Here is a 24,523-nt window from a genome sequence, read left to right as displayed (position 1 = left end):
AAAAGAGTGTAGAAATTATGACTTTTAAAAAACGTTTTGCTTTTTGCTTTTTGCTTTTGTGCCAGATTATTTTGGCGCAGAACGACTCTATTACAAAATTAAAAGAAGTTATTGTTTCGGATTCAAATCTTAAAAGATTTGCAAATACACAATCGATTCAACGATTAAGTGATTCTATAATCAGTAAAAATGAATCTTCATTAACTTCTCTTTTAAACTACAACACCGTTATTTATTTTAAAGAGAATGGTTTAGGAATGACTTCATCTCCGTCATTTCGAGGAACAACATCACAACAAACAGTTGTGGTCTGGAACGGAATAAATATAAACTCTCAATTACTTGGTCAGGCTGATTTTAACACTATCTCTACACGTGGTTTTAATTCTATTGATGTTAAAGCAGGCGGAGGAAGTGTCATATATGGCAGTGGTGCAATTGGCGGTACGATTCATTTAAACAATGATTTAAAATTTACAAATACATTCAAAAATGAATTTCAGATTTACTATGGCGAATTTAATACACTAAGTGCTGTTTATGGTATTACAGCATCTACCGAAAAATGGAGTGTGGATGCAAGCTTTACCAGAAACAGTTCAGACAACGATTTTAAATATATAGGTCAGAAAGTATGGAATACTAACGGACAATATTACAACAATACATTTGACGCAGCTATTGGATACAAAATAAACCAGAATAACAGTATCAAATTTTACAGCGAAATTTTTGATGGAGAGCGTCACTTTTCTTTGACATCTCCAAATGCAACAAAAACAAAATATCAGGATTACAATACCCGTAATTTATTGACCTGGAGCAGCAGTTTTAACAAATTTGAAACCAATTTAAGACTTGCTTATATCTCAGAACATTATAAATATTATGAAGATATAAAAAATGAAGGCTTTACTTCAGGGGGTGTAAAAAGTTTTATCGGAAAATATGATATTGATTATGCAATCTCTTCTGTAATAAAAATTAGTGCAATTTTAGATTATACAAAAAATAATGGATTAGGTTCAGGAGTTGGCAGAAACAATCGTGAAATTGGCGGAGCAAGTATTTTATGGAAACATAATTTAAACGAAAAATGGAATTACGAATTGAGTGCCAGAAAAGAGATTTCAGACGTTTATAAAAGTCCTGTTCTTTTTTCTGCAGGTTCACGATATAATTTTTCAGATTTTTATCAGCTTAAATTTAATATATCCAGAAATTTCAGGATTCCAACCTTTAACGATTTATTTTGGACAGGAAGTGGTAATCCTGACTTAAAACCTGAAAGCTCTTTTCAGGCAGAAATAGGAAATGAATTTAAACATAAAGACTTCCGATTAACGGTTACTGCCTATGGAATGAAAATAAAAAATATGATTCGATGGCTGCCGAACAATACCGGAAACTGGTCTCCGGAAAACACAGACAGTGTTACTATTTATGGTGCTGAAGCACTCTTGGGATGGAAGAAAAACTTTAATAAGCATACATTTGATTTTAGCGGAACATATGCTTATACAGTTTCATTAAACGATAAAACTGACAAACAGCTTTTTTACGTACCATACCATAAACTTACCGGCTCATTATCTTATTACTACAAAAAGATTTCGGCTTATTATCAAATTATGTATACAGGAGAAATTTTCACCACATCAGATAACAATCCAAAATACATTTTGGATGCTTATAATGTTTCAAACGTTGGTGCAGATTATAATTTCAGTAAAAAAAATATTTTTAAAATTGGTGTCAGAGTAGCCAATTTATGGAACGAAAAATATGAAGCGCAACCAAGCCGCTATATGCCTGGAAGAAACGCAACCATTTATTTAAACTTAAATTATTAAAAATGAAATTTAAAAATCTTTATTTAGGACTTATTGCATCTGCTTTTTTATTTGCTTCCTGCAGCAGTGATGATAATACTATAATTGACACCCCATTAGGAGCATATGACAATGGTGTATTGATTTTAAACGAAGGAAATTTTGGAAATCCAAATGCATCGGTATCTTATATATCTAACGACTTAATGACTTCACAAAACAACATATTTTCTGTTGTAAACCCTACAAAAGTATTAGGAGATGTAGCACAATCATTAAGCTTCAGTGATGACAAAGCGTTTATTGTTATAAACAATTCTAATGAAGTAGAGGTTGTTAACAGATATACTTTTGCAAGCCTTGGAACCATTACTGAAAAACTAGAAAACCCGCGTTACAGTGTCGTTTTAAACAATAAATTATATGTAACTAATGCTATCTCAAATGCCGTAACAGTTTATAACGCTACAACATATGCTTATATTACCTCGATTTCATTAAACAAAACTGCTGAAAAAATCGTAGCTGCAAATGGAAAATTATACGTAACAAACGGTGCATTTGGAAAAGGAAATGAAGTTACCGTAATAAATGAATCAACTAATACAGTTTCTACAACTATCACTGTTGAAGAAGGAGTAAACTCTATTGAGGTGTATGATGGTACCGTATATGTATTATGCGGAAACAAAGACAGGACTAAACTTTTTAAAATTAATGCTGCAAATGACGCTGTAACATCAATCGAGTCCACTACATTGAAAGACGCTTTAAACATGGACATTGACGGAAATAAAATATATTATACCCAAGGAACTGGCATATATGCAATAAATACAAATGCTACAGCTTTTTCAAACACACCTTTATTTTCAGTTACAGATAACAGCTGGTCTACCTTTTATGGATTTGGGGTAATTGATGGTAAAATATATTCCGGAGATGCAAATGGATTTACTGCAGACGGAATTGTTACAGTATATTCTACTACAGGAACAGCATTAAAAACTTTGACTGTTGGCATAGGACCAAATGGTTTTTATTCAAACAATTAAAAAACAAAATGCCCTTATAACAAAATTATAAGGGCATTTTTAAACAACCATTATGATAAAAAAATTACTTTTTACCTTATTACTTACATCATCGCTAATTTCTGCACAATCATATGCCCCGGCAGCAGGTCAGACCGGCAGTACTGCCATAGCAAAAAGTAGTTCCGTTTTTGTAGGCTGGGCAACAGGGATTACAGTTGTAAGAGGTCCCCAGGATATTGCTATAGCAAACAGCCCTTTGGCTTCTTCCGGAACACCAGCAGACGGAATGAAAGGTGGTACATCAGGATCAGGTGTTGTGTGTCTGGGTGATGGAGGAAGCGCAACCTTAACTTTCGACACTCCAATCGCTAATGGTTCAGGATTTGATTTTGCCGTTTTTGAAAATGGTTTTTCTGATACTTTTTTAGAATTGGCCTTTGTAGAAGTCAGCTCAGATGGTATTAATTTTTTCAGGTTTCCTTCACATAGCGAAACACAAACCACAACTCAAATTGGAGGTTTTGGAGCAGTTGATTGCAGATACATTAATAACCTCGCCGGAAAATACCGTACCGGTTTTGGAACTCCATTTGATTTATCAGACATTCAGGATAATACTCTGTTAGATAAAAACAATATTACATATGTTAAAATAATCGATGTAATTGGTACAATTAATCCTTTGTATGCCTCTTATGACAGTAAAGGAAATATAATCAATGATCCTTACTCGACTGGTTTTGCAGCAGGAGGTTTTGATTTGAATGGCGTGGGCGTGATTAATCAGAAATCAGCAACTTTAGGGGGTAAAGACTTTAATATTGATTCTGTGATGTTATATCCAAATCCTGCTTCAGATATTGTTTATTTAAATACCAACGAAAAAACCAGTATTATCATTTTTGATATAACCGGAAAAATTGTAAAAAATCTCCCTACAGCAAATTACAACGATATTATACTTACTGATATAATTCCCGGAACATACCTGTTTGAGATAACTGCTCAGGATAGAAAAGCGGTTAAAAAAATAATTATCAATTAGTTAATTTTGTTTTTTTTTTTAAAATTGTTTTGGAAAAAAAAGGCTTTCAGAAATGAAAGCCTTTTTTATATTTTTACAATTTTAGAAACTCTTTTGGAATACTTTCAAAATACATTTCTTTTCCAAAACGACGCATTGATTTTGAATCTGTAAAATAAGGAAGAACAAGGCCTTTATCAGTTTGAATTCTTTTTGACGTTGAACCTGTGATTTTAGAAATGGCAAGATTCAATAAAGGTTCAGACGCGTCACCTAAAACCCCGTAACTGCTCACACGTTCATCTTGTGCAAAAGTGGGCGGTAATCCTCCTGTATAATCACCAAAGTTAGCAGAATTCGAAATTTTAAAAACCAAAGGCTGCATCGCATATTTGTGTATCGGATTTACTCTTGTTTTAGATAAAGTTTTGGAATCATAAACTGTATAAGATCCAACATTTTTACCTACAGTTGTTTCTCCAACCTGAATTACATTGATATATGGTTTTAAACCGTTAATAACTAACTCACTTGCAGAAGCTGTACTTCCTGTTGTTATAACATACAGTGTGTTCAATTTTAAACTATTTATTGCCTTTCCGTCAAACGATGATACAAATCTGTTATTTAATGACTCTAATTGTGAACTGCTTAAACCATTCATCTGTTTGGCATTATATTGTGTTTTTGCAAAAATATCATCTGGGAATTGTCCTGTAATCATACTTGCTAATCTAATCGCAGAACGAACTGAACCTCCTGGGTTATATCTTAAATCCAGAACTAAATCAGTAACTCCTTCAGTTTTCAGTTTGCCAAAAGCCTGATTTAGTTCATTATCATATTCAGCATAAAAACCATTATACATTAAATATCCTATTTTATGGCTTCCCGAAGTTATTATTTTATTGATTAAAATTGGATTTTCTTCTAAAACCGTTTTTGTTAACACTACAGATTTACCGTTTAACTCAAAAGTACTACCATTATAATTGGCTAAATTTAAGGTATAACTATCAGACTCAGAATTTAAAAGTAATGATCTATAATTTGATTCTGTAAGTGGTATTCCATTCACACTGGTAAATAAATCACCTCGTTTAATATCTTTCTTTGAAGCATCAGAGTTAGGAATAATATAACGTATATAGCCTACTAAATCATTTGATCCTTCTGCTTGCCTTCCTAATCCAAAATCAATACCACTATTTTTTGTAATACCATTTAATTCTTGTTCTAAAACGGTATAGTCATCTACAATCCAGCTAAAACGATCGATAGCACCTCCATTAGGGTACTTGCTTTTAGGTTTATTTAGCAAATCTTGAAATAAGTCTTCTGGCGTTGAATAGCCTTCCAAAAACGAATTTAAATCCTCCTGACCCGTAAAACGATTGTCGGCCAAATTAGGAACATCGGCTTGCCATAAATAAACTTTATTCAATCCTCTCCATATAAAATTATTTATTTGCAGATCTTTTGGAGTAGCAACATCATCTTTATCGTCACAAGATTGAAGGCTAAATGCAATCAAAAGAAAGTAAACGAGACTTCTTAATGTTTTTTTCATAAAATAGGGGTTTCAATATAGTATAAACGTAAAAATAGTACCTTTAGTTTTAACTATATAAATGTACAGGTTTTTTTTACAACATTTTTTTAACTTGTCTTGTAACAAAAATAATACTGTCTCGTCTTGAATATATAAGCTAACCAAATCTTTGATTTATGAAATGAATATGATCATAAACAGATCAAAGACAAATTGAAATATGTTACTCTATATTACCGGCCAAAAATCAATAAAAAACCACAAATGAACCAAGTTGTATTTATAGAATTAATAAATCCTTTTAAAGACAAAGTTTTTCGTCTGGCAAAAAGATTATTGACAAGCACTGAAGAGGCTGAAGATGCAACTCAGGAAGTTATGGTAAAATTATGGAACAAAAAAGACAATTTAAACGCGTATAATAATGTCGAGGCTGTAGCGATGACAATGACTAAAAATTATTGTCTGGATCAATTAAAATCTAAAAGAGCAGATAATCTTAAAATTGTACATAATAATTTTACGGATCGCGAACCTCAATTAGACAAAAAATTAGAAGACTCGGATAGTTTAGAATGGGTAGAAAAAATAATAAGCCAGTTGCCTGAACAGCTTCAAATACTAATTCAGCTCCGCGATGTTGAACAATATGAATTCGATGAAATCGCAAAAATTGTTAACATGAATGAAACAGCTATAAGAGTAGCACTTTCAAGAGCGAGAAAAAAAATAAGAGAATCAATGATTAACACACACCGTTATGGAATTAAATAAAATAGAAAATATATTAGAAAAATACTTTCAGGGAGAAACAAGTATTGCTGAAGAAAATGAATTACGAGACTATTTTTCCTCATCAAATGTTGCGCAGCATTTGGAGCAATACCAACCAATTTTCAGTTATTTCTCCCAGGTAAAACAACAAAAATCGACGCATGAACTCGAGAACCTCGATCAAACAGACAAAGCAATTCCGCTACAAACTAAAAAACAAAATGTGGGGTGGTTATCAATTGCAGCTTCTGTTATTGTTTTACTAGGAATTGGAACCTATTTTTATACAAGCGAAAAAACCACAACTCCGGTTGTTGCGCAATCAGAATTAGGAACCTATGACAATCCTGAAAAAGCCTTTGCCGAAACACAAAAAGCTTTGGCTCTATTGTCAAATAATGTTAATGTAGGTATTGAAAGTGTACAATACATTAAAGAATACGAACAATCAAAAAATAAAATTTTTAAACAATAATTAATTAAACAGATATGAAAAATTTCATCATAACAGTAATTTTGGCCTTTTTTACACATGCTTTTTATGCACAAAATGCATTTGATAAATTTGACGGGCAGGACGACGTAACATCAGTAATTGTCAATAAAAAAATGTTTGACATAATGAGTAAGGTAAAAGTAGATCCATCTGATAAAGAAACTCAACAATACATGAATCTTATTAAAAAGCTTGACAATTTAAAAGTGTTTACTACAAAAAACTCAAAAATTGAAGCCGATATGAAGCTTTCTGCTGATAAATATATCAAAACAGCAAATTTAGAAGAATTGATGCGCATAAATGATAACGGGAAAAACGTGAAAATATATGTTAAATCAGGCGCTACTGATACTAAAATCAAAGAATTATTCATGTTTATCGATGGTGCAAAAAATGAAGACACCGTTTTATTATCCTTGACAGGAAACTTTGATTTAAATGAAATTGCTGTCCTGACAGACAAAATGAAATTACCGGGCGGTACAGACTTAAAAAAAGCCTCTAAAGGCAAAAAATAAGATGAAAGTTGGTATTTTTATCCCGGCACTTTTAGCATTGCTAACTTTAATAAGTTGTAATTCCGAACCTTCATTACAAAAATACTTTGTAGAAAATACAGAGAATAAGGATTTTATTGCATTGGATGTTTCTCCAAGCATTCTAAACCTAGAAAAAACTAAATTATCACCAGAGCAAAACGAAGCCTTAAAGTCCTTCGACAAGATGAATATTCTCGCTTTCAAAGCCAATGATAAAAATCAGGCACAATTTGAAACAGAGCGGGCAAAAGTCAAAGCGATTTTAAAAAATACCAAATATCAGGAGTTAATGAAAGTTGGTTCCGGTAAAGATGGCGCCTCAATAAGCTATGTTGGCACTGATGAAAACATCGAAGAATTTATAATTTTTGCCAACAGAAAAGAAAATGGTTTTGCTGTTGTTCGTGTTTTAGGAAAGAATATGAATCCAAATAACATTATAACTTTAATATCGGTTTTGAAAGAATCAAAAATTGATATGGAACAATTAAAACCATTACAGGAATTGGTTAAATAATCCAGCTTAGGTTTCAACAAAAAGCTCCAGAATTGGAGCTTTTTTTGTTACATATATTTGAAAGATTATACGTTGTAATTTAGTTCGGTTTTTATTTTAATGTGTGCTGAATTTAATTATATTTGTTAATAACCAAAACTAGATTATTAAACATGGTACAAAAAACATCAAATGCCTTTATAGCGGCATCTTGGGTAGCTCTTGGGGCTGGAACAATTGGATTTATAGTTGGATTAGCAAGAGCCGAAATGCTGTTAAATGAAAAAGGATATTATTTCACCGTTCTAATGTTCGGATTATTTGCAGTAGTTTCATTGCAGAAAAGTGTTAGGGACCGACTTGAAAATCTTCCTGTAACTGATATTTATTATGGGATTTGCTGGTTTGGAACACTTTTATCAATTGTACTTTTAGTTGTTGGACTTTGGAATGCAACTATTTTACCAAGTGAAAAAGGATTTTATGCTTTTGCTTTTTTACTAGCGTTGTTTGGCGCTATTTCTGTTCAAAAAAACACAAGAGATAATATGTCATTTAGCCAAAACGAATAAAAAATTAATATTTTTATTAAATGCAAAAAAGCCTCAAAATTTTAGATTTTGAGGCTTTTTTTATTGAATCTATTATTTACTCAAATACATTTTTCTTCTTGAATACAATTCATAGAATTGATCATCTTTTAAATCATCAATAAACAAGATGCTCTCTCCTGTTGATTTCATCTCAGGCCCTAATGCTTTATTTACATTTTGGAATTTACTGAAAGAGAATACCGGCTGTTTGATAGCATATCCTTTTAATTGTGGATTAAAATCAAAATCAGTTACTTTATTGTGACCTAACATTACTTTTGTTGCGTAGTTTACATAAGGCTCTCCGTAGGCTTTTGCAATAAACGGTACTGTTCTGGATGCTCTCGGATTTGCTTCAATAATATAAACTGTATCGTCTTTTATTGCAAACTGAATATTGATCAAACCAACTGTTTTTAAAGCTATCGCAATTTTATAAGTATGATCTTTTATCTGCTGCATCACGAACTCTCCTAAGTTGAAAGGAGGTAATGTAGCGTTACTATCTCCAGAGTGAACTCCGCAAGGTTCAATATGCTCCATAATTCCGATGATATACACATTACCATCAGCATCACAAATTGCATCAGCTTCTGCTTCAATTGCTCCGGCTAAATAATGATCTAAAAGCAATTTATTTCCTGGAATTGTTTTCAATAAGTTGATAACGTGCTCTTCGAGTTCTTTTTTATTGATAACGATTTTCATTCCCTGACCTCCTAATACATAAGAAGGACGAATCAATAATGGAAAATCAAGAGTATCTGCAAGAGCAGAAGCTTCATCAGCCGTTTCAGCAATTCCGAATTGTGGGAAAGGAATATGTAATTCCCTCAATAAGTCTGAGAAACGCCCCCTATCTTCAGCTAAATCAAGTGCATCAAAACTGGTTCCGATGATTTTCACTCCGTATTTAGATAATTTTTCAGCTAATTTTAAAGCTGTTTGTCCGCCTAACTGAACAATAACACCTTCCGGTTTTTCATGCTGAATGATGTCGTAAATATGTTCCCAGAAAACAGGTTCAAAGTATAATTTATCCGCTGTATCAAAATCAGTCGAAACTGTTTCCGGATTACAGTTAATCATAATGGTTTCGTATCCACATTCTTTTGCTGCTAAAACGCCGTGTACACAAGAATAATCAAACTCAATTCCTTGTCCAATTCTGTTTGGCCCTGAACCAAGAACGATGATTTTCTTTTTATCGGTAACAATACTTTCGTTATCTACATAACGCTCCCCGTTTGCTTTTTCGATCTCAGCCTCAAAAGTCGAGTAGTAGTAAGGTGTTTGTGCTTTAAACTCAGCCGCACAAGTATCAACCAGTTTAAACACACGGTTGATATTCTGATCCATACGCAAAGTATGTACTTCACTTTCTAAGCAATTTACCATGTGAGCAATTTGTCTGTCGGCAAAACCTTTTTGTTTCGCTTCAAGCAACAGTTCTTTTGGAAGATTTGAAACTTTATAGTTTGAAATTTCTTTCTCTAAAGTATAAAGCTCTTCATATTGTTTTAAGAACCACATATCAATTTTTGTGATTTCATGAATACGGCTCAACGGAATTCCCATTGCAATCGCATCATAAATTACAAAAACACGATCCCAGCTTGCAAAAGTCAGTTTCTCGATAATTTGTTCGTAATTGGTGTAGCCTTTTCCGTCAGCTCCTAACCCATTTCTTTTGATTTCTAATGATTGAGTAGCTTTGTGTAATGCTTCCTGAAATGAACGCCCAATTCCCATTACTTCCCCAACGGATTTCATTTGAAGTCCCAGAGTTCTGTCTGCGCCTTCAAATTTATCGAAGTTCCAACGAGGTATTTTTACAATTACATAATCTAAAGTCGGCTCGAATAAAGCTGAAGTTGATTTTGTAATTTGATTTTGTAGTTCATCTAAATTGTAACCTAAGGCCAGTTTAGAAGCAATTTTAGCAATCGGATATCCGGTTGCTTTTGATGCTAAAGCAGAAGAACGAGAAACACGAGGATTAATTTCAATCGCTACAATATCTTCTTTATCATCAGGAGAAACTGCAAATTGCACATTACATCCTCCGGCAAAATTTCCGATACTACGCATCATTAAGATAGCGTAATCACGTAATTTTTGGAAAGTGGTATCAGATAAAGTCATTGCAGGAGCAACGGTAATCGAATCTCCGGTATGGATTCCCATTGGGTCCATATTTTCAATCGAACAGATAATTACAACGTTGTCATTTTTATCTCTCAATAGTTCTAACTCATACTCTTTCCATCCTAATAAAGCTTTGTCAATTAACACTTCATGAATTGGTGACATTTCTAATCCGTAGGTTAGTTTTTCGTCAAACTCTTCTTTGCTGTGTACAAAAGCTGCTCCTGTTCCACCCAATGTAAACGAAGGACGAATTACTAATGGAAACCCAAACTCCTGAGCAATTTCTTTTCCTTCAAGGAAAGAAGTAGCGGTTTTAGCAGGTGCAGTAGGTACATTTATTTTTTGAAGCAGTTGCTTGAATTGCTCTCTGTCTTCGGTAATATTGATGGCGTTTACGTCAACACCAATTAATTTTACTCCAAAATCCTGCCAGATTCCTTTTTCATCAGCTTCAAGACACAAGTTTAGAGCCGTTTGTCCACCCATTGTAGGTAAAACAGCGTCAATTTGTGGATGTTCCTTCAGAATTTCAATAATCGATTTTGTAGTTAATGGTTTCAAATAAATATGATCGGCCATAGATGGGTCGGTCATAATAGTCGCTGGATTTGAGTTTATCAAGATAACTTCAATTCCTTCTTCACGAATAGAACGTGCAGATTGAGATCCTGCATAATCGAATTCGCAAGCTTGACCAATAACAATAGGTCCTGAACCTATTATTAAAACTGATTTTATTGATGTGTCTTTAGGCATTTTATTTGTATTGTGTAGTTATATTTTATTTAAATCTGCAGTAGTTTGTTAAAAACCAGAATTTTAACCTCTTTATTTACTGACAAGGTATAAAAAAAGGCGGTACTAAAAAAAGTAACGCCTTATTTATGTTTACAGAAACATTATTTTTTGTGTCTAGGCTCGCTAGAAACAGTTAATTTATGTCTTCCTTTAGCTCTTCTGCGCGCTAGAACTTTTCTTCCATTCGCAGAAGCCATTCTGTCCATAAATCCGTGCTTATTTCTTCTTTTTCTTTTCGATGGTTGAAACGTTCTTTTGCTCATTGCTTTGTATCTTTAAAATAGTATCTAATATCTCTTTTTTGTTTTTGAATATCCTTATTCCAAAACCGAGTGCAAATATACAAAGACTTTTTTTTCTGGCAAGTACTTTAATAAAAATATTTTTAATTCATTTTACTATATTTGCAATCACAAATATACACCTATTATGTTTCATAAAAATATTAAACTTATTTTAGCCGGACTTCTTGTAGTCGCTGGCGTTTGGCAATTTACAGAAAGTAATATCGGAAATGGAATCTTCCTTATTTTACTGACTGCAATTCCTGTTTTCCTTTACTTCAAAAACGAATTTATCCTATTGGCTTTCCTTAAATTGAGAAAACAAGACTTCGAGGGCGCTAAAAAATGGTTAGCATACATTAAAAATCCTGAAACGGCTTTAGTAAGAAAGCAGCAGGGATACTTTAATTATCTTCACGGAATCATGTTGTCGCAGACAAATATTAATCAGGCTGAGAAACACTTTAAAAAAGCAATCGAATTAGGCTTGTCTATGGATATGGATTTAGCCGTAGCAAAATTAAACCTAGCCGGAGTTGCCATGTCACGCCGTAGAAAACTTGAAGCTACCAATTTATTAAATGAAGCTAAGAAACTAGACAAACAGGGAATGCTAAAAGAGCAAATCACAATGATGAAAGAGCAAATGAAGAAAATCTAGATTCTTTAAAATCACAATATTTAAAATCCCAAATTCAATTCAGGTATTTGGGATTTTTTTTGTTTTAGAATTTCAGTCAGGAATTTAATTTGAAGCTATTTCCTGCTGTCCTTCCAATCTTTTGTGCCGAACCCCGGCACAAAAGGATTTTACCTCCCATCAGGGCTAGGCAATCATTTTCATAAGAAGTTTACGTTTATCTGTAGTGCCAGCCTGAGCGAAGTCGAAGCCCTTTTTGAGCACGAAAGCCTTCGACTTCGCTCAGGGTGACAATAGTAATAACCGCTATTTTATCCCTCCAATATAATAGACGGCAAATTCTCATTCAGCCATTTGTATTTATTCAGAATCATAATATGAGTCCCTCCTTTTACAACAATACAACTATTGATATATTTTATAGGAAAAACATCATCCTGATCGCCGTGAATATGAATTACTTTTTCATCAATCTCATTCCGGTTCCAACATATAACAGATTCTACAGCCCATTGCAGGTAATTCAAATCTCTAACAGCAAGAAACTTTTCATACAACTTAATGCGCTTATTGATTTTTTCACCAAAAGAAAACTTAGCCAGATTCTCTATATTCAAAATCAACTTCATCGGAATCAGCTTGTACGCTTTTGTGGCCTTACCAATTTTCATTCTCCTTGGAAACTCCAAACTGCTTCTCACACTCGAAATAATAATCACTTTTCGGACTTCGATATGTTTTGCCATTTCCTGAACCAGAATTCCACCAAAAGAAACACCAATTAAAACAGGATTTTCATGTTTAATTTTTTTTGTAATTCGAAGCGCATAATCAGATAACGATTCTTTTAACTGAGGAATTTCCCATTCCAGCAAACAAACTTCAAAAATAGCTTCATCTAATTGGATTCTTTCAAAAATGGCCGGACTAGCAGCCAAACCGGGCATAAAATAAACAGGAATTTTACTCATCGCTAGAAAAGGAATTTAATTACAAAAGCTAAAATTACTTTTTTTACCAATATACACAGCAAGTCTTACGCTTTAAATTGAATATCAAAATAAACAAAAACATAAAATCATTTCTAAGTTAACTTTAGAGCAGTCATTAAAAAATAATTTCATATTGAAAATCAAATGATTAACTTTACAGTCCAAATCATTCGTGTTTACTATTTTCCTATGATTTTTTTTAAACCGAATCATCACCCTAAATCTATATTATATTTTTAAACCTGCTAAAAAATGATAAATTATGGAACCTATTGAAACTATTATGGCGGTCAAAGACAACACTTTTGCAAGACAATTTGAAACCATAGTTCCGGAAGGAATGCTTTCAGTTGAATATTCATTTCAGGAGAAAAAGATTTTCCTAACAAAAATAAATACTCCGGAAGATTTTAAAAATCAACTCCTAATAGACACATTATTTAAAAACATCATGGAGATTGTCATTGAAAAAAAAATGAAAGTAATGCCAATTCATCCAAAAATTGTATTATTCATTAAAAAAAATCCGGAACACAAAGAATTACTTCCACCTGGAATTCGAATTTAGAATTACATTTCAAAGAAAAAGAGCTGCTCAATTGAACAGCTCTTTTTCTTTCTTGCTTCTCCTAAATCAGGAATTATTTCTCAATCTCCCTCATAGAATCCATTTTTTTATGTGCCAGAAAACCTGCCACATCTTCAAAATGTTCTTTCACACGTTTATTTCCAAATTCAAAAACTTTAGTTGCCAATCCGTCAAGGAAATCACGATCATGAGAAACCAGAATCAGTGTTCCGTCAAAATCACGCAAAGCATCCTTTATAATATCTTTGGTTTTCATATCCAGGTGATTCGAAGGCTCATCCAGAATCAACAAGTTTACTGGCTCAAGCAATAATTTGATCATTGCCAAACGGGTTTTTTCTCCACCCGAAAGCACTTTTACTTTTTTGGTAATGTCATCCCCCTGAAACATAAACGCCCCTAATATATTTTTAATCTGCGTACGAATATCTCCGACCGCAATAGCATCAATAGTTTCAAAAATTGTTGCATTTTCATCTAACAAAGAAGCCTGATTCTGAGCAAAATAACCAATTTGCGAGTTATGACCAATTTCTACACTTCCTTCATCAATACCAATTTCCTTCATAATGGCTTTGATCATAGTTGATTTTCCTTCACCATTCTTTCCAACAAAAGCAACTTTCTGACCGCGTTCGATTACAATATTAGCATCTTTAAAAACGACATGATCGCCGTAAGATTTAGAAAGATCTTTTACCACAACAGGATATTGTCCTGAACGTGCAGCCGGCGGAAATTTTAATTTTAGCGCAGAATTATCAACCTCATCAACCTGAACAATAACTAATTTTTCCAACATCTTAACACGCGACTGAACCGCATCTGTTTTAGAAAACGTTCCTTTAAAACGATCAATAAACGCCCTGTTATCCGCAATCATTTTTTGCTGTTCGTCGTATGCTTTTTGCTGATGAACGCGACGGTCTTTTCTCAACTCTAAATAATGAGAATATTTGGCTTTATAATCGTAAATTCTTCCCATCGTCACTTCAATGGTACGATTTGTAATATTATCTACAAAAGCTCTATCATGGGAAATCACCACAACTGCTTTAGCCTGATTAATTAAAAACTCTTCTAACCACTGAATACTTTCAATATCCATATGATTGGTAGGCTCATCCAGCAAAATCAAATCAGGTTTTTGTAGTAAAATTTTAGCCAATTCAATACGCATTCGCCATCCTCCTGAAAACTCAGAAGTTTGTCTTGCGAAATCCTCACGTTCAAAACCTAAACCAACTAAAATTTTCTCAACTTCAGCCTCATAATTTACCTCTTCAATTGCATAATACTTCTCACTTAAATCCGAAACCCTTTCGATCAGCTTCATGTAAGCATCACTTTCATAATCGGTACGAACAGTTAATTGTTCGTTGATCTCATCAATTTCTGCTTTCATTCTAAAAACTTCCCCAAAAGCTTTTGATGCTTCTTCCATAACAGTCGCTCCATCCTGTGTCAGCAAATGCTGAGGCAAATAAGCTACAACAGCATCTTTTGGCGTAGAAATACTACCGGTAGAAGGCTTACTTTGACCTGCAATTATTTTTAAAAGTGTCGATTTCCCCGCACCATTTTTACCCATAAGGGCAATTTTATCGTTTTCATTGATAGCAAAAGAAACATCGCTAAATAATGTAGTTCCACCAAACTGAACCGAAATATCGTTAACTGTAATCATTTAGATTTTTAGATTTTAGACTGCTTAGATCATCAGACGCCTTAGCAAGTATTTTTTTAAAGGTGCAAAGATAGATTTAATTAGAGAATTTGACAATTAGATAATTAGATAATTCTACTTAAAACGAAAAGCTTTTAAACAAAAAAAACTCCACCAAGCATTAAACTTTGCGGAGCAATATTTTCAATTATCTAATTGACTAATTATCTCATTGACACATTAATCTTTTCTCCATTTTTTGGTTTCCTCAAAAACATGTTCTAAGATGGCAGCTTCTGTTTCGTCAAATTCGATATTTCTTCTTCCCATTACCAATTTAGCAGTTTCAAAAGCTTTCTTGGTAATATAAGTCGTAAAGCCGGCAGATCCACCCCATGAAAAGCTCGGGACGAAATTTCTAGGAAAACCAGAACCAAAAATATTAGCACTCACTCCTACTACCGTTCCGGTGTTAAACATCGTATTGATACCGCATTTACTGTGATCCCCCATCATCAAACCGCAAAACTGAAGCCCTGTTTTTGCAAAACCTTCTGTTTCATAGCTCCATAATTTAACTTCTTCATAGTTATTTTTCAGATTCGAATTATTACTATCTGCACCAATATTACACCATTCACCCAAAACAGAATCACCTAAAAATCCGTCATGACCTTTATTTGAATTAGCAAAAAGAACAGCACTCTTCACCTCTCCGCCTATCCTTGACCCCGGACCAACGGTTGTAGGCCCGTAAACTTTTGCATTTAGTTTCACCTGGGCATTTTCGCATAAAGCAAAAGGACCACGAATTACGGTTCCTTCCATGATTTCAGCATTCTTACCTATATATATAGGACCAGTCGATGCATTCAGGGTAACAAATTCTAATTTAGCTCCCTCTTCAATAAAAATATTTTCTGGCGCAATAACATTTACACTTTTCGGAATTGGTTGTGATTTTCTGTCTTCTGTCAAATATGCAAAATCAGCACGAATAGCAGCATCATTTTTTGAGAAAATATCCCAGGTATGCTCAACTGTTAAACAATCATCGTTGTACTGAATAATTTCATACAAATCAAAATCAACTTCTTCCTGATTTTCAGTCGTAAAAAAAGCAATCACATCCTCACCTTTAAAAATGGCCTGATTTTCCTTTAAATCAGAAACCATTTCGACAAGTGTATCATTTGGTAAATACGCAGCATTTATCATAACATTCTCTTCCATTTCCACCATCGGAAATTTAGCAGATAAATAATCTTCGGTAATTGTTGTAATAGTAGAACCTAAACGAGCCTCCCACTTTTGACGAATCGTCATGATTCCGATTAGAATATCAGCCACGGGCCTTGTAAAAGTAAAAGGTAATAAAGCATTTCGAACGGGCCCATCAAAAAGAATGTAGTTCATAAATAATAAATTTGGCGCTTGTTAAAATCTTGATTTGGTTATCAGGTTCAAAGTTACAAATATTTTATTTGTATCAGTAAACATGTTTTTCAGCGAAATAAACAGCCTTTTTCTATTCAAAATTCAGAACCAAATTTAGTTCCTAAGCCGCTCTTCAATAGCGGGTTGTTTAAAATATTGAATCAATTCTAATGAGTAAATTACACTTGTAATTTACCATTTTCCATCTCTTTTTATGAGATTTAAATACTTGCTGCCCCAATTTGTCATTTTGCCATCTGCCCAAAAACTGTAATCCATTATTACAGAAGCTACAGTTCCATATTCGATAACTTTAATATTATCAAACTTATCTTCAGTAGATTGGTGCCTGAACAAACTTCTCATAAAACCTTTATACGATCCGGAGAAATAATTACTACCTGCTTTTACCTTCCCTTTTGCTTCAATTTCTTTGGCCTGAGTCCGATCTTTATAGCCTGCGCACCAGGTTACATTTCCATCATTAAATAAACCATAAAACACAACAAAATCTTTTACAATGACACTTTTCGAATAGTCGTCAATCATGGCAAATATTATTTTTTTATCGTCTGTTTTTTGCTGCCCATAAAATAGCAAGATTACCAAAAGCAAAATCGCCGTTATTTTAAATTTTTCCATTTCTGTTTTATTTAAAGGTTATCTTCTTTTTTGAAATTTGAAATTTTATTGCTGATAATTTTATACTCAATAGTAAGCACTTCATAACCGTAAGCATCAGCTTTCATTTCTTCGATTGCTGAATAACTTACAGGATAAACATTTCCAAGTAGCTCTGACAGCAAATTATGCAAAGCCTCTATATATTTTGCCTTGTCATCTTTGAGGTTGGTTGAGTCTAAAATTTTGATCGTCAAAAAGAAACTGTTCTTTTTTAATTCAGCTAAAGATTCTGAATTTACAAACCATAAACAATCCGAAATAAAAGATACGGTTACAACTGTAACTTCAGGCTTTTATGCAGTATTTGATTTGTGAGACTACTAATCGTTTTCACGAGTTCTTTTACTAAAACAGGATTTTCTTTACCGCTGACTTTAAGATCAATTGCTGGCATACTTCAAATGTTTATTGATTACTGAAGTACAAAATTCAATCTAAAAATACACTTATTTATTGATGTATGTTAAGAGTTTAATGCGGCTTAACGATTCCGGTTTTATTCCTAAATAAGAAGCAATATGGTATTGCGAAATTTCCTGTTCTATTCCGGGATAGGCTTTACAAAGGGGCTCAAACCTTTCTGTTGCAGAGTTTTTCAAAAATGAAGTTTCGCGTTTGCATTTTTTAATAAAGAAAACATCCGAGATATATTTTGCTAATTTCAAAAAACGGACATCCTCTTCAATCAACGCATTAAATTGTTTATAAGTAATACAAATGATTCCTGTATCAGCCAAAGCTTCAATATTGCAATTTGTTGGATTCCGGGTTAGATAACTTGTATAGGCCGTAACCAGACTATTCTGCAGATAAAAATCATTATTGAATTCTACACTATCATTTTGAACATAAGACCTAAGTTTCCCGGAAACAACAAATCCTATGAATTCACAAACAGTTCCTTCCTGAATCAGAAATTCTTTTTTCTTTAAGGTTTTAATTTTAGTTAAGCTAATGAACTTTTCAAGATGGTGTATTTCCAGTCCGAGTTTATTAATAAAAATATCTTTTAGAAAATCCATTGCTTTTTGATTAAGATGAATTCTTTTCAAAGATAAAGATTAATTTTTTGAGGAATTTAAAAAATCACCGCATAAAAAAAGCCTCCCGGACTGGAAGGCTTTTGTATAGTTTAAAACAGCTATTATTTTTTAGCGTGTTTTGCATATTTAGTTTTGAACTTGTCAATACGTCCTGCAGTATCAATAAGTTTAGATTTACCAGTATAAAAAGGGTGAGATGTTCTTGAAATCTCCATTTTTACAACAGGATACTCAACTCCGTCAACTTCAATTGTTTCTCTTGTATCTGCAGTAGATTTAGTAATAAAAACGTCATCATTTGACATGTCTTTAAATGCAACTAATCTGTAATTTTCCGGGTGGATTCCTTTTTTCATCTTTTCTTTTTATTTATTGTTTCAGAGCACTTTTATTTTGAAGCTTTTTCATGGCTAGAAAAAGGTGTAAACAAAGGACACTCTTTCTTGTTTAAAACTTTTAATTATTTTGAGTTTGCAAATTTACAATTCTTTTTTAATATACAAATCTTTAGCCCACTTTTTTTTAGTTAAATTCAAAAAGCTTTTTTTTAACTTTGATTATATTCGGAATTGCTATATTTGTGGATTATTTTTAAAACATATAAATATGATTAATGAAGTTATAAAAAAGAATGGAATTACATTTGGTTTAATCATAGGAATTGTTGCTTGTTTATCGCAAACTTTTGTATATATAGGTGGATCAGCTATTTATAAAAGTTCCATCTTTGGCATAATCGTTTGGTTGTTATATTGGGTAATTAGAATATTTCAGGCAATTACAACTAAAAAAAAATTAGGTAATATAATTACTTTTAAAGATTCTTTCACCACCTTATTAATATCAACAAGTATTGGAATATTTATATCGATAACGTTTAATTATATTTTATACAACTTCATAGCTCCTGAATTTAAACCTGAAATAAATAATTTCATGAACTCTAAACAATTAGAGATTTTTAAAGCTATGGGTAAAACTTCATCAGAACTAAATGAATTATTAAAAAACGACAATTTCTCTATCGGAAACCTTATTAAAGGAGGTCTTTTTTCAATAGTTGTAAGTTCTATTTTTAACTTGATTATATCAGCAATTATCAAATCTAAACCATTACAACAATAGTGAATTTATCTATACTTATACCACTTCTAAACGAGGAGGAATCACTGAAAGAACTCTACTCATGGATTATTAAAGTGATGCAGTCTAACAATTATTCTTATGAAATCATTTTTGTGGATGATGGCAGTACAGATGATTCGTGGAACATTATTGAAAGCTTTTCTAACGAAAATCCGAATGTAAAAGGAATTCGTTTTATGAAAAACTTTGGAAAATCTCAGGCACTACATGCTGGTTTTGCAAAAGCACAAGGTGATGTTATTATTACTATGGATGCCGATTTACAAGATAGTCCTGATGAAATTCCGGGACTATACGAAATGATCACTACTCAGAAATATGATTTGGTTTCTGGCTGGAAAAAGAAACGATACGACTCTGTTGTAGCCAAAAACCTTCCCTCTAAATTGTTTAACTGGGCAGCAAGAAAAACTTCCGGAGTTGAATTGAATGATTTTAACTGTGGATTAAAGGCTTATAAAAATGCCGTCGTAAAAAACGTTGAAGTTTCGGGCGAAATGCACAGATACATTCCGGTTTTGGCGAAAAATGCCGGATTTAACAAAATTGGCGAAAAAGTCGTAATTCACCAAGCCAGAAAATACGGCGAAACAAAATTTGGAATGGAGCGTTTCGTTAACGGATTCCTTGATTTGATTACGATTTGGTTTTTGTCACGATTCGGAAAAAGACCTATGCATTTGTTTGGCGCAATTGGCTCTTTAATGTTTATCATCGGATTTTTATTAGCCGGTTATATAGGCATCTCTAAATTATACCATATGTATAATGGAATGAAATATAGTTTAATTACCAGTAATCCCTGGTTTTTTATTGCGCTGACAACAATGATTTTAGGAACGCAGTTATTTTTGGCAGGTTTTCTGGGAGAAATTATTTTGCGAACTAAAAACAACGAATCACGTTATAAAATAGCACGGGAAGTTAATTTTTAACCTGAAGTCATAGCCCTGATGGGAACGGCATCCTTTTGTGGTTCCGTTTGTAACGGGATCACAAAAAATATAGTGTGCAGCAGGATTAGCTCCTAAAAAAAATTATCTTTAATTTAAACATTAAAAAAAATTACATGAATATAGCTCCTAACATATTGAATGCTGTAAACGAATGGCTAACACCTACGTTTGATAAAGAAACACAAGCTTCCGTTAAGGAATTAATGACAACATCGCCGAAAGAACTTGAGGAAAGTTTTTATAAAAACCTGGAATTTGGAACTGGAGGAATGCGTGGTGTTATGGGGGTTGGAAACAACCGAATCAATAAATATACTCTTGGAAAAAACACGCAGGGACTTTCAGATTATTTGCTTACAGTTTTTCCAAATCAGCCTATAAAAGTAGTAATTGCTTATGACTGTCGTCATAACAGTAATACTCTGGCCAAAGTTGTTGCCGATGTTTTTTCTGCAAACGGAATTCAGGTTTATTTGTTTTCAGATTTACGACCTACTCCTGAGTTGTCTTTTGCCCTTAAGTATTTAGGCTGTCAATGCGGAATCGTTCTTACTGCTTCGCACAATCCACCGGAATATAATGGATATAAAGTATATTGGGAAGATGGCGGACAAATTGTTCCCCCAGAAGATACTGCTATCATTAGCGTTATTGAAAGTTTAGATTATGACAAAATCAAATTCAACGCAAACGAAAGCCTGATTCAGTATATCGATACCGAAATCGACAAAGCTTTTGTAAAATCATCTATCGAAAATGCCAGTTTTAATACTCCGGCTACTGCCAAAGAGAATTTACAAATTGTTTTTACCTCTTTGCACGGAACTTCTATAAAATCAGTACCTGATACTTTATCACAAGCAGGCTACACAAATGTTCATATTGTTCCTGAACAAGCGATTCCTGATGGAAATTTCCCTACTGTAAAATCTCCAAATCCGGAAGAACCCGAAGCATTAACTATGGCTTTGGCATTGGCAGACAAAACCAATTCGGATATTGTAGTCGGAACAGATCCCGATTGTGATCGTTTAGGTGTAGCTGTTAGAAATAACGATGGAAAAATGATTTTGCTTAACGGAAACCAGACTATGGTTTTGATGACTTCTTTCCTTTTGAAACAATGGAAAAAAGCAGGCAAAATTAACGGAAAACAATTTGTGGGATCCACTATTGTTTCGACTCCGATGATTATGGAACTGGCAACTAATTATGGCGTAGAATGTAAAGTTGGTCTGACTGGCTTTAAATGGATTGCCAAAATGATTAAAGACTTTCCCGAACTTCAATTTATTGGTGGCGGAGAAGAAAGTTTTGGTTTTATGGTTGGAGATGCCGTTAGGGATAAAGATGCTGTTGCAGCTACTTTATTAATATGTGAAGTTGCCGCTCAGGCAAAAGCTGCAGGAAGTAGTGTTTATAAAGAACTTTTACAGCTTTATGTTGAAAATGGATTCTACAAGGAATATTTGGTTTCTTTAACCAAAAAAGGAATTGAAGGCTTAGAAGAAATTAATCAGATGATGATTAATTTAAGAGAAAATCCATTGAAAGAAATCAACGGGCAAAGAGTAATCATGGTTGAAGATTATCAATCATCTGTTGCTTTGAATTTATTGAGTGGTGAAGAATCTGTAATGGAGATGCCAAAATCAAACGTTTTGATTTATTATACTGAAGATGGTTCTAAAATTTGTGCAAGACCAAGCGGAACTGAACCAAAAATTAAATTCTACATTAGTGTTAATGCAGAATTAGATGCTGTTGAGAATTTTGATACTGCAGAAGCTTTCTTAGATCAAAAAATACAAAATATCATTGCAGATATGCAATTGAAATAAATCACACATAAATACCTTTAATAAACCCGGCAGTGTTTAAAAAAAACTGTCGGGTTTAATGATAAAACAACAATCTGTAAATGAGTAATTTCAAAAAAATACTTCCCTTTATATACCCTTATAAAAAATATGCTTACCTAAACATCTTTTTTAATGTTTTGTATGCACTTTTTAGTACGCTTTCCTTCATGGCATTAATTCCTATGATTCAGGTTTTATTTGATAAAACGAAAAGAAATACTGTAATGCCTACTTATGAAGGAATTACACACTTAAAAGACTATGGCGAAAATTATTTAAGTTACTATATTACAACAAATACAGATGCAAATAATCCAGGTCTTGTACTTTCGGTTATGGTTGCCATTATTATTTCTATCTTTTTATTAAAAAACTTAGCCGATTATCTGGCTATGTTTTTTATTACCTTTTTACGAAATGGTGTTTTGAGAGATATGCGAAATGCGATGTATAAAAAAACGTTGGAATTACCATTAGCTTTTTTTTCAGAGAAAAGAAAAGGAGATGTGATTTCAAGAATTTCTGCAGATGTAAATGAGGTACAAACTTCTTTTTTAGCTATATTGGAACTTATTGTAAAAGAACCTTTGACCATCATTTTTACAATAATCGCTATGCTAATAATTAGCGCAAAATTAACCCTGTTTGTTTTTGTTTTTATTCCGGTTTCAGGATATATCATTTCACTAATCGGCAAACAGCTCAAAAAGAAATCAAGCAAAGCACAACAGGAACAAGGTACTTTTTTATCTATCATTGAAGAAACCATTGGAGGTTTAAAAGTAGTTAAAGGTTATAATTCTGAAAACTATTTTAATAGTGTCTTTCAAAATTCAACCGAACGTTTTTTTAAATTATCAAACAGTATTGGCAACCGTCAAAACTTAGCCTCACCTGCAAGTGAATTTATGGGAATTGCAGTCATTGCAATCCTACTTTGGTACGGAGGTCAAATGGTTTTGATTGAAAAAACATTAGAGGGAGCAGCATTTATTGCCTATATGGGATTAGCTTATAACATTCTTACACCTGCAAAGTCAATATCTAAAGCATCTTATGCTGTAAAGAGAGGAAATGCAGCTGCAGAAAGAGTATTGGAAATCTTAGATCAGGAAAACACTATTACATCTAAACCTAAAGCTTTTGAAAAAACAACCTTTGACGATAACATAAATGTTCAAAACATCAATTTTAAATATGAAAATGAAACGGTTTTAAAAGATTTTTCACTTGAAATTAAAAAAGGACAAACCGTTGCACTTGTGGGACAATCAGGAAGTGGAAAAAGCACGATTGCAAACTTACTAACACGTTTTTATGATGTCAATGACGGAACAATTTCTATTGACGGAGTAAACATAAAAGACATGAACTTGCAATCTCTACGCGGATTAATGGGATTGGTCACACAGGATAGTATTTTATTTAATGACACTATCAAAGCTAATATTGCCTTAGGAAAATTAGACGCAACGGATGATGAGATAATTGAAGCCTTAAAAATTGCCAACGCTTATGAATTTGTAAAAGAATTGCCTTTGGGAATCTATACTAACATTGGTGACAGTGGAAATAAATTATCCGGTGGCCAAAAACAACGTTTATCGATTGCACGTGCAGTACTGAAAAATCCCCCAATTATGATTTTGGATGAAGCCACTTCGGCACTGGATACAGAAAGTGAAAAATTTGTTCAGGTTGCTCTTGAAAACATGATGCAGAACAGAACTTCGATTGTTATCGCTCACCGCCTTTCCACAATTCAAAAAGCAGATGTAATTGTCGTGATGCAAAAAGGAAGAATTGTAGAACAAGGAACTCACGATGAATTGATTTCTCACAACGGAACTTATAATAAGCTTGTAACCATGCAATCTTTTGAATCTTAAGATTCTCAGACTTTGTAACTAAATAGATATTCACAGATTA

The 24,523-nt window shown here is 33.1% G+C and carries 24 protein-coding genes; 14 read left to right on the top strand and 10 right to left on the bottom strand.

Going from position 1 to position 24,523, the window contains the following annotated elements:
- Positions 1-17 precede the first annotated feature (17 nt).
- From BXU10_RS02290 to BXU10_RS02280, 3 genes are read left to right on the top strand one after another with little or no spacing between them, the layout of a single operon-like run.
- Positions 18-1,853, top strand: a complete 1,836-nt coding sequence (locus BXU10_RS02290; protein ID WP_078227886.1) for a TonB-dependent siderophore receptor — start codon at positions 18-20, stop codon at positions 1,851-1,853.
- 2 nt (positions 1,854-1,855) lie between these two features.
- Positions 1,856-2,887 carry a YncE family protein gene (locus BXU10_RS02285; protein WP_078225934.1) on the top strand — a complete coding sequence of 344 codons (1,032 nt, stop codon included), beginning with the start codon at positions 1,856-1,858 and terminating at the stop codon, positions 2,885-2,887.
- 52 nt (positions 2,888-2,939) lie between these two features.
- A complete protein-coding gene (locus BXU10_RS02280; RefSeq protein ID WP_078225933.1) occupies positions 2,940-3,914 on the top strand; it encodes a T9SS type A sorting domain-containing protein in 975 nt (324 codons plus the stop codon).
- 73 nt (positions 3,915-3,987) lie between these two features.
- Here the strand turns inward: BXU10_RS02280 and BXU10_RS02275 are convergent, their stop codons facing one another.
- A complete protein-coding gene (locus tag BXU10_RS02275) occupies positions 3,988-5,463 on the bottom strand; it encodes a S41 family peptidase (RefSeq protein ID WP_078225932.1) in 1,476 nt (491 codons plus the stop codon).
- 246 nt (positions 5,464-5,709) lie between these two features.
- On the opposite strand from BXU10_RS02275, the gene BXU10_RS02270 reads away from it, so the two are divergent.
- The 5 genes from BXU10_RS02270 to yiaA all read left to right on the top strand — a co-directional run bounded on the left by BXU10_RS02270 (position 5,710) and on the right by yiaA (position 8,325).
- Complete coding sequence (locus BXU10_RS02270) at positions 5,710-6,219, top strand: RNA polymerase sigma factor (RefSeq protein WP_078225931.1); 510 nt, start codon at positions 5,710-5,712, stop codon at positions 6,217-6,219.
- Positions 6,206-6,694 (top strand): hypothetical protein, encoded by a 489-nt coding sequence (locus tag BXU10_RS02265; protein ID WP_078225930.1) that lies wholly within the window; start codon positions 6,206-6,208, stop codon positions 6,692-6,694. The genes BXU10_RS02270 and BXU10_RS02265 overlap by 14 nt, the downstream gene beginning before the upstream one ends.
- A gap of 14 nt (positions 6,695-6,708) precedes the next feature.
- Entirely contained in the window at positions 6,709-7,236 is a 528-nt protein-coding gene (locus BXU10_RS02260; RefSeq protein WP_078225929.1) for a DUF4252 domain-containing protein, read from the top strand.
- A 1-nt stretch (position 7,237) separates the two neighbouring features.
- On the top strand, positions 7,238-7,774 hold the full coding sequence (locus tag BXU10_RS02255) for a DUF4252 domain-containing protein (protein ID WP_078225928.1): 537 nt from the start codon (positions 7,238-7,240) through the stop codon (positions 7,772-7,774).
- A 152-nt stretch (positions 7,775-7,926) separates the two neighbouring features.
- On the top strand, positions 7,927-8,325 hold the full coding sequence (gene yiaA / locus BXU10_RS02250) for an inner membrane protein YiaA (RefSeq protein WP_031457584.1): 399 nt from the start codon (positions 7,927-7,929) through the stop codon (positions 8,323-8,325).
- A 72-nt stretch (positions 8,326-8,397) separates the two neighbouring features.
- Here yiaA and carB read toward each other — a convergent pair whose 3' ends face one another.
- Together carB and rpmH are read right to left on the bottom strand one after the other, a co-directional pair.
- Positions 8,398-11,253 (bottom strand): carbamoyl-phosphate synthase large subunit, encoded by a 2,856-nt coding sequence (gene carB / locus BXU10_RS02245; protein ID WP_078225927.1) that lies wholly within the window; start codon positions 11,251-11,253, stop codon positions 8,398-8,400.
- Positions 11,254-11,396: 143 nt separating this feature from the next.
- Positions 11,397-11,558, bottom strand: a complete 162-nt coding sequence (gene rpmH / locus BXU10_RS02240) for a 50S ribosomal protein L34 (RefSeq protein ID WP_008464848.1) — start codon at positions 11,556-11,558, stop codon at positions 11,397-11,399.
- Between the two features lie 166 nt (positions 11,559-11,724).
- Between rpmH and BXU10_RS02235 the strand changes: the two genes are divergently transcribed.
- Positions 11,725-12,240 carry a hypothetical protein gene (locus BXU10_RS02235; protein ID WP_031457582.1) on the top strand — a complete coding sequence of 172 codons (516 nt, stop codon included), beginning with the start codon at positions 11,725-11,727 and terminating at the stop codon, positions 12,238-12,240.
- Positions 12,241-12,530: 290 nt separating this feature from the next.
- On the opposite strand, the gene BXU10_RS02230 is transcribed toward BXU10_RS02235, so the two are convergent.
- Positions 12,531-13,190 carry a YqiA/YcfP family alpha/beta fold hydrolase gene (locus tag BXU10_RS02230; RefSeq protein ID WP_078225926.1) on the bottom strand — a complete coding sequence of 220 codons (660 nt, stop codon included), beginning with the start codon at positions 13,188-13,190 and terminating at the stop codon, positions 12,531-12,533.
- 283 nt (positions 13,191-13,473) lie between these two features.
- Between BXU10_RS02230 and BXU10_RS02225 the strand changes: the two genes are divergently transcribed.
- Complete coding sequence (locus BXU10_RS02225; protein ID WP_223255376.1) at positions 13,474-13,779, top strand: N-acetyltransferase; 306 nt, start codon at positions 13,474-13,476, stop codon at positions 13,777-13,779.
- 73 nt (positions 13,780-13,852) lie between these two features.
- Here the strand turns inward: BXU10_RS02225 and BXU10_RS02220 are convergent, their stop codons facing one another.
- The 6 genes from BXU10_RS02220 to BXU10_RS02195 all read right to left on the bottom strand — a co-directional run bounded on the left by BXU10_RS02220 (position 13,853) and on the right by BXU10_RS02195 (position 18,986).
- A complete protein-coding gene (locus tag BXU10_RS02220; RefSeq protein ID WP_078225925.1) occupies positions 13,853-15,487 on the bottom strand; it encodes an ABC-F family ATP-binding cassette domain-containing protein in 1,635 nt (544 codons plus the stop codon).
- A 219-nt stretch (positions 15,488-15,706) separates the two neighbouring features.
- A complete protein-coding gene (locus BXU10_RS02215) occupies positions 15,707-16,882 on the bottom strand; it encodes a GlmU family protein (RefSeq protein WP_078225924.1) in 1,176 nt (391 codons plus the stop codon).
- A 213-nt stretch (positions 16,883-17,095) separates the two neighbouring features.
- Complete coding sequence (locus tag BXU10_RS02210) at positions 17,096-17,545, bottom strand: hypothetical protein (RefSeq protein WP_078225923.1); 450 nt, start codon at positions 17,543-17,545, stop codon at positions 17,096-17,098.
- Between the two features lie 11 nt (positions 17,546-17,556).
- Positions 17,557-17,781 (bottom strand): hypothetical protein, encoded by a 225-nt coding sequence (locus BXU10_RS25125; protein WP_223255375.1) that lies wholly within the window; start codon positions 17,779-17,781, stop codon positions 17,557-17,559.
- A gap of 252 nt (positions 17,782-18,033) precedes the next feature.
- Positions 18,034-18,639, bottom strand: coding sequence for a Crp/Fnr family transcriptional regulator (locus BXU10_RS02200; RefSeq protein ID WP_223255374.1), 606 nt, complete (start codon positions 18,637-18,639; stop codon positions 18,034-18,036).
- Between the two features lie 92 nt (positions 18,640-18,731).
- Positions 18,732-18,986 (bottom strand): type B 50S ribosomal protein L31, encoded by a 255-nt coding sequence (locus BXU10_RS02195; protein ID WP_031456968.1) that lies wholly within the window; start codon positions 18,984-18,986, stop codon positions 18,732-18,734.
- Between the two features lie 250 nt (positions 18,987-19,236).
- Between BXU10_RS02195 and BXU10_RS02190 the strand changes: the two genes are divergently transcribed.
- The 4 genes from BXU10_RS02190 to BXU10_RS02175 all read left to right on the top strand — a co-directional run bounded on the left by BXU10_RS02190 (position 19,237) and on the right by BXU10_RS02175 (position 24,483).
- Positions 19,237-19,755 (top strand): DUF4199 domain-containing protein, encoded by a 519-nt coding sequence (locus tag BXU10_RS02190; protein ID WP_078225921.1) that lies wholly within the window; start codon positions 19,237-19,239, stop codon positions 19,753-19,755.
- The gene (locus BXU10_RS02185) at positions 19,755-20,711 is read left to right on the top strand and encodes a glycosyltransferase family 2 protein (protein ID WP_078225920.1); all 957 of its coding nucleotides are present in this window, start codon (positions 19,755-19,757) and stop codon (positions 20,709-20,711) included. Before BXU10_RS02190 ends, BXU10_RS02185 begins: the two co-directional genes overlap by 1 nt.
- Before the next feature lie 134 nt (positions 20,712-20,845).
- A complete protein-coding gene (locus tag BXU10_RS02180; RefSeq protein WP_078225919.1) occupies positions 20,846-22,573 on the top strand; it encodes a phospho-sugar mutase in 1,728 nt (575 codons plus the stop codon).
- Positions 22,574-22,653: 80 nt separating this feature from the next.
- A complete protein-coding gene (locus tag BXU10_RS02175) occupies positions 22,654-24,483 on the top strand; it encodes an ABC transporter ATP-binding protein (protein ID WP_078225918.1) in 1,830 nt (609 codons plus the stop codon).
- Positions 24,484-24,523: the final 40 nt, after the last annotated feature.

The organism is Flavobacterium sp. LM4, from assembly GCF_002017935.1.
Lineage (GTDB): Bacteria > Bacteroidota > Bacteroidia > Flavobacteriales > Flavobacteriaceae > Flavobacterium > Flavobacterium chungangense.
This window is presented reverse-complemented; position numbering and strand designations above follow the sequence as displayed.